The organism is Methyloceanibacter sp. (assembly GCF_035650995.1).
Taxonomy (GTDB): domain Bacteria; phylum Pseudomonadota; class Alphaproteobacteria; order Rhizobiales; family Methyloligellaceae; genus Methyloceanibacter.
Window position 1 is genome coordinate 1 of sequence record NZ_DASRGO010000057.1, and the last position, 5,745, is coordinate 5,745.

Sequence of the window (5,745 nt, forward strand, 5' to 3'; positions counted from 1 at the left end):
GCCGTCGCGGATCGGATAGGCGAGGCCCGCGGCGCGGCTGATCAGCTCCTGGCGTTCGGCGTCGTAGTCGAGCGAGGTCTTGGTCAAGGGGCAGACCAGAATCTCGAGCAGCTTGGGGTCGAGGCGCCGCGCGCGTCCTTCCGTCTGGTTCGTCATTGCAGCGTTGTCCCTGACCCGTCGTCGCGGGTGGCGAGCTCCATCTCCGCGAGTGCCACGAGAGCGTCGGCCCGCGCGCACAGATCCTTGGCCTCGAGCAGGCACTGCTTTTCCTCCGGCCCGTAAGGGCTCAGGATGGCAAGAGCGTTCACCAGGCGCTCGGTGGTTGCGCTGTTGATCCGTTCCCAGTCGGCGTTGAGGCCGTTGGCCTTGAGATAGCTCCTGAGCGCGGCGATGAGGCGAGGGCGGTCGACCTCCTCCTCGCCGTGACCCGGCACGAAATCGTCCGCATAGGGGGCAAAATCGACGGCGCAAACGCGATAGGGGTCTTCGCTCGGCAGGTCTTTGCCGCGGACGAAGCGCGCGATGCCGGCAAGCGTGATCGCCATTCTGCCGTCCTCGGATTCGGTAAAGCCGACGATGCGCCCGGCGCATCCGACGTCCCGCAAGGGAAAATTTTTGCCGAGCGGCGACTCGGCGAGCCCCGACTCGGGCGAGGGCTGGACGATGCCGATCAGTCTGTCGGAGCCGAGCGCGGCATCGACCAGGGCGAGGTAGCGCGGCTCGAACACGTTGAGGGACAGCGAGGCCCGCGGCAGGAGGATGGCGCCGCGGAGCGGGAACAGCGGCAATCTGTCCGGCAAATCGGCAGGAGTTCGATAGCGGTCGGTAAGGCCCAAACGGATGCTCCTACTCACGCAAACAGCAAGGACGAGAGCCGCTGGCGCCCCGAAATCGTGACCGGGTCGGTCGGCCCCCATGCCTCAAAAAGCTGTATGATCTGCTTCCGCGCGGCGTCGTCGTTCCACGCCCTGTTCTTGGCGACGAGAGTCAGAAGCTCATCCAGCGCGCCTTTGCGGTCGCCTTTGGCGTTCAGCGCGAGCGCAAGATCGAAACGGGTTTGCGGATCGTTCGGTTCCGCCGCGAGCTTGGCGCGCAGGCTCTCGACATCGCCGGTCTCTCCTGCCTTGCGCGCGAGCTCGAGCGCCGCGCGCGCGCTCGCGACCGGCGCCGCGTCCGCCTTCGCCGGCGGGACGAGCGCGAGCGTCTGTTCGGCGCGGACGAGGTCTCCGGTCTTGATGTAGCATTTGGCGAGCCCCGCCAGGCTCTGCACGTTCTCGCGATCCTGCTGCAGAACCTCGCCGAACAGCTGGGCCGCGGTGTTGAGATCGCCCGCGGAGAGCGCCGCCTCGGCTGCCTCGACGTCGGCGGCCAGATTGGCGCCCGTGTCGCCGATCAGCCGCGCGATGAAGGCATTGACGCGCGATTCCGGAAGCGCGCCCATGAAGCCGTCGACCGGGCGCCCATCCTGGAAGGCAAACACCGCAGGGATCGACTGCACGCCCATTTGGCCCGGGATCTGCGGATGCTCGTCGATATTGAGCTTGACCAGCCTGACCGCGCCCTTCGCCGCGCGGACGGCCTTTTCCAGGATCGGCGTGAGCTGGCGGCACGGTCCGCACCATTGTGCCCAGAAATCGACGAGAACCGGCACTTCGCGCGAGGCGTCGATCACGTCGCGCACGAAGTCCTTGGTGGTCGTGTCCTTGATCAGCTCGGCGTCGGACGTGGCCGCGCCTGATTTGAGGATTGGGGTGTCTACGCTCATGGCCGCCTACGCAAGATCACCCTCAAAGATGGGCCGGCCGGCGGCTTTTGGCAACCTTGCCCGCGCCCATCGCCTCGGGGACGAATTCGGCGCCGACCCATCGTTGCAGCACCGCGACCGCAGGCCGGCTCAAAGCGTTTGCCGGATAGATGAAATCGTAACGCAACCCTTCGAGCCGCGGGCCGAACGGCTGGACCAACGACCCCGAAGCGAGCTCAGCGGCAACGAGGGTAAGGCTGAGCAAGGCCACACCTTGCCCCGCTATGGCCGCCTGGATGGCGCTGCTCTCATCGTTGAAGCTGATGCCCCCCTCGCTGTCGAGTCCCTTCAGCCCTGCTTTCTCGGCCCATCTCGTCCAGGTCGGCACGCTGTGTTTCAAGGTGCCGGACCGCCAATCGAAATGGATGAGCGTCGCTTGGAGCAAATCCGCGGTCCGGCTGACGGCCAGGTGAGGGCTACAGATGGGCGCGAATTCGTCGGTGAACAGCGGCACGGCGTCGAGCCCCCCATACGGTCCGAGCCCGTAGCGGATCGCCGCGTCCGCTTCGCCGGCCTGCAAGTCGACCGGATCGTCGCTCGCATGCAGCCGCAGGTCCCAGCCTGGGTTGAGCGCGCGGAATCGCGCCGCGCGGGGAACCAGCAATTTGGCGGTGAAGGCTACCGTGGCCGAGAGCGTCGCGATTCGCCGCACAGGTCTCCGCCTCACATCGTCAACTGCCGCCGCCATACGGTCGAGCGCCTCGCGCAAGGCGGGGTAGAGCGCGCGTCCTTTTTCGGCGAGCACCACGCGTCGTGTTTCGCGCGTGAAAAGAGCCACGCCGAGATCCGCTTCGAGCTGGCGGATCTGATGGCTGATTGCCGTTGGCGTCACGCCAAGTTCGGCCGCCGCGCGCTTGAAGCTTTCCTGGCGCGCCGCGGCCTCGAAGGCGCGCAGCGAAGAAAGGGGAGGGAGCCGTCTCATCGATCAGATGGGTGAATTTAGCTCATCCATTGCCTGAAAACTTAGCATTTGTCGAGCCCAAAAACCGGCCCTAGATCCTCGTATCGGATGATCATGGGTGAGTAAACGCTCAGTAGTTTGAGAGATGACGACGCTTCTTCATATCGACGCGAGCGCGCGGAAGACGAGGTCGATTTCGCGCGGCCTGTCGCGGCTCTTTGTCGAGACGTGGCTGAAAAGCAGACCCCGAGACCGTGTTATCCGGCGCGACCTCGCCGAAGATCCGCCGCCGCATGTCACCGAGGCCTGGATCGCGGCATGCTTCACGCCGCAAGACCAAAGGGACGAACAAGCGAGAGCCGCTCTCGCCTGGTCCGACAGGGCGATCGCCGAACTCGCGGCGGCGAACCTCATCGTCATTGGCACGCCGATGTACAATTACGGCATGCCGAGTGCGCTGAAGGCCTGGTTCGATCAGGTCATTCGCATCGGCAGCACATTCTCCTTCGACCTTGCCCGCGGCGATTGGCCGATCGAGCCGATCCTGTCCGGCAAGCGGCTTGTGGTGTTGAGCTCACGCGGCGAGTTCGGGTTCGCCCCCGGCGGTGTTCGCCAGCATATGAACCAACTCGACCCGCATCTTGTCACCTGCGCCAGGTACCTCGGCGTAGGCGATGATGCCGTGCATATCATCAGCATCGAGTATCAGGAGTTCGGAGGCGAACGGCACAGCCGTTCCTTGGCGGCTGCGCAGCATGCGGCAAGCGAACTCGCGGCGAAGCTGACCTCGTCGATCGCGCCTCTCGCCGAAGTCTCATGACGCAAGCGGCAAGATGCGGGGCTCGTGTCCGCACGCCCTGATAAAGCGGATCAGATCTTCGGTCTTGAGCCGCGTCGTTGCGGTGTTCTCGAGCGGGTGACAGTTGACCTCGGCGAACTCGAGAAGCGTCTGATCGACGACCACGGTAACGCCGGCCGCCGTTTCGTTGATGAGTGCGAACGGCGTCACCGAGCCTCCCGGCACGCCGAGCACGGCTTCGAGCAAATCAGCCTTGCCGAAGCTCAGCCGCCCGAACCCGAGCGCCTTGGCGAGTGCCTTCAGGTCGACGCGGGTGTCGTCCTTGGCGACGATAAGGGCCATGCGGCCGTCGGCGCCGACGAGGAACAGATTTTTGGTATGGGCGCCCGGCAAGGTGTCCCGTAAGCCCACGGATTCCGCCACCGTGAAGACCGGCCGATGCTCGACCGTCACGGTGTCGATGCCGAGCGCCTCGAGGCGGGAAAAGAGGGTTGTCCGGTCGGCGCTCATGTTGCAGATATCGAGGACTATTTCCGTGGGGCAGGCGGGATGCGGCGGCTCGCCTGGGGGAGGTAGACATTCGCCCACCGATCTACTAGATCGTTAGGCCTTAGACGGCTTCTTTGGAACGCGGGTGTAGCTCAGGGGTAGAGCACAACCTTGCCAAGGTTGGGGTCGAGGGTTCGAATCCCTTCGCCCGCTCCAATTTATCGACGAATAGTTGAGGGGGGCATGCGGACGATGCCCGCGCGGGCCGTTTTTTCCGCTCAGCAGGTGGTCCTCAAACACCCGCACTAAGTCGCCCCGCTATAGCGCAGCTCCACGGATAGGTGCATTTGGCGGCCGGCCGTTGGAACGACCTCCGTCGTCGAGCGCTCTAGACTTGGCGAATGCGATTCAAAGGATCGCCGCTACAGCGACTCAGTATTTCCCCGAGCAGTGCTTGGCCTTGGCATCCCACGTGCCGCCCTCTTTCTCGCATTGCTCCTTGCTTTCAGTATCTCCAGCAAAAGCCGGGGCAGTGAAAGCAAGCACCAGAGCGATAGCCAATATCGATACGAGGGGTTTCATGACGTTTCTCTCTGCCAGGACGGTTTCGCCTTTCGACCGTCTGTTCAGCCGCTAACTATTGGAAACATGGGCAACGCCGTCGAGAGTAGCGCCGACCCATGACGTTTCTGTAACGGCTGACAGGGAAGTGGCGCCGACCGAATTCGGCGCCCATTTTTGATCGTGGAACAACCACATTCGGGACGAGCGCCGCCGGTTACCAGGGCCAGCCCGGGTAGGAGCGGAAGCTCCGCGGCGGCGCGTTATAGCCGAAATTGTAGTAGTTGCGCCTGACGGTCCGCCGCTTCTTCTTCGGCTGATCGCCGTTGTCGCCGGATGAATCGACGGCGGCCGTCTTGGGCGAGCTGTATTTGGCGAGCACCACGAAGTCTCCGCCCTTGGGCAGGGTCGCCGCGTTGATGCTGGTGTCGCCGATGATCAGCGTCGATCCGGGGGTCAGCCTCTCGGAAATGCGCCGGCGCACGTCGTCCGGGAACTTGACGCGATCGAGCGCCTCTTCGGGCGTTCCGCCCTGCACGGTCACGGCCATCCAGCGCGTCTTGGTATCGCCGGGAGCGAAATTCAACGCCGTATAGACGTGCGTACCGAGCGGCTCCTCGGGGTTCAGGAGATCGACCGGCGCGTCGAACACGCGGGCGTATTCCTGCCTGACAAAGATATGCCCGACCGGAGGCTCGCCCTTGCCGGCGACCTCATAAACCTTCTTCACGAGATCGTCGGTGAAGGCGCCCGTCTCGGCCATGCTATTCGCCTTCTGGAACGCCTTGATGGCGGTCACCGTGGCCTTGCCAAGGGTGCCATCGAAATCCTGAGGATCGAGATAGCCAAGCTCGGAGAGGATGCGCTGTATGCCGATGATGCGGTCGCGCTGAGTGCGACGGGTGACGAGGATGCGAAGCGGCGCGGTCGAACGAGGCTCTGCCGCCTGAACGGCCGCAGCCTTGGTTCCGGCATCGAGCTTCATTTCGGTCGGTGTGGGACCGGTGTCGACCGCAGGCGCAACTGCAGCCTGGGCCTGGGCGGGACCGCCCTGGGCGGCGGCTTCCGCCGCCGGCGCTGCCGGCTCGACGGAGGCAACCGCTGCGGCGGGCGCGGCAATCGCTGGTGCAGGGATAGGTGCGGCCTCGGCCACAGGCGGGGCCGTCGGCGCCACTGGCGCCGGCGCGGATG

General features: G+C 64.8%; 8 protein-coding genes and 1 tRNA gene. 2 read left to right on the plus strand and 7 right to left on the minus strand.

Annotation, left to right across the window (positions count from 1 at the left end; translation table 11 throughout):
• From VFB18_RS05080 to VFB18_RS05095, 4 genes are all read right to left on the minus strand, one after another.
• Positions 1 to 156, minus strand: a 156-nt coding sequence (locus tag VFB18_RS05080; RefSeq protein ID WP_324971758.1) for a Trm112 family protein, incomplete at its 3' end; no start/stop codon positions are given.
• On the minus strand, positions 153 to 836 hold the full coding sequence (locus VFB18_RS05085; protein WP_324971736.1) for an LON peptidase substrate-binding domain-containing protein: 684 nt from the start codon (positions 834 to 836) through the stop codon (positions 153 to 155). The genes VFB18_RS05085 and VFB18_RS05080, both read right to left, overlap by 4 nt.
• Before the next feature lie 14 nt (positions 837 to 850).
• Complete coding sequence (locus VFB18_RS05090) at positions 851 to 1,765, minus strand: co-chaperone YbbN (RefSeq protein ID WP_324971739.1); 915 nt, start codon at positions 1,763 to 1,765, stop codon at positions 851 to 853.
• A gap of 22 nt (positions 1,766 to 1,787) precedes the next feature.
• Positions 1,788 to 2,726, minus strand: a complete 939-nt coding sequence (locus VFB18_RS05095) for a LysR substrate-binding domain-containing protein (protein ID WP_324971743.1) — start codon at positions 2,724 to 2,726, stop codon at positions 1,788 to 1,790.
• A 124-nt stretch (positions 2,727 to 2,850) separates the two neighbouring features.
• On the opposite strand from VFB18_RS05095, the gene VFB18_RS05100 reads away from it, so the two are divergent.
• Positions 2,851 to 3,525, plus strand: coding sequence for an FMN-dependent NADH-azoreductase (locus VFB18_RS05100; protein WP_324971746.1), 675 nt, complete (start codon positions 2,851 to 2,853; stop codon positions 3,523 to 3,525).
• On the opposite strand, the gene VFB18_RS05105 is transcribed toward VFB18_RS05100, so the two are convergent.
• Entirely contained in the window at positions 3,520 to 4,014 is a 495-nt protein-coding gene (locus VFB18_RS05105) for a prolyl-tRNA synthetase associated domain-containing protein (protein WP_324971749.1), read from the minus strand. The two genes, VFB18_RS05100 and VFB18_RS05105, sit on opposite strands and share 6 nt — an antisense overlap.
• Before the next feature lie 120 nt (positions 4,015 to 4,134).
• Between VFB18_RS05105 and VFB18_RS05110 the strand changes: the two genes are divergently transcribed.
• Positions 4,135 to 4,209 (plus strand) — tRNA-Gly (locus tag VFB18_RS05110).
• A 216-nt stretch (positions 4,210 to 4,425) separates the two neighbouring features.
• Here VFB18_RS05110 and VFB18_RS05115 read toward each other — a convergent pair.
• Together VFB18_RS05115 and VFB18_RS05120 are read right to left on the minus strand one after the other, a co-directional pair.
• Entirely contained in the window at positions 4,426 to 4,575 is a 150-nt protein-coding gene (locus VFB18_RS05115; protein WP_324971752.1) for a hypothetical protein, read from the minus strand.
• Between the two features lie 196 nt (positions 4,576 to 4,771).
• Positions 4,772 to 5,745 (minus strand): peptidoglycan-binding protein (locus VFB18_RS05120; protein WP_324971755.1); only part of this gene is annotated, 974 nt, incomplete at its 5' end.

What these genes read in the sequence shown, in the direction of transcription:
- VFB18_RS05090 (WP_324971739.1), bottom strand. Translation starts at nt 1,765, where the DNA reads ATGAGCGTAGACACCCCAATCCTCAAATCAGGCGCGGCCACGTCCGAC.
- VFB18_RS05095 (WP_324971743.1), bottom strand. Translation starts at nt 2,726, where the DNA reads ATGAGACGGCTCCCTCCCCTTTCTTCGCTGCGCGCCTTCGAGGCCGCG.
- VFB18_RS05100 (WP_324971746.1), top strand. Translation starts at nt 2,851, where the DNA reads ATGACGACGCTTCTTCATATCGACGCGAGCGCGCGGAAGACGAGGTCG.
- VFB18_RS05105 (WP_324971749.1), bottom strand. Translation starts at nt 4,014, where the DNA reads ATGAGCGCCGACCGGACAACCCTCTTTTCCCGCCTCGAGGCGCTCGGC.
- VFB18_RS05115 (WP_324971752.1), bottom strand. Translation starts at nt 4,575, where the DNA reads ATGAAACCCCTCGTATCGATATTGGCTATCGCTCTGGTGCTTGCTTTC.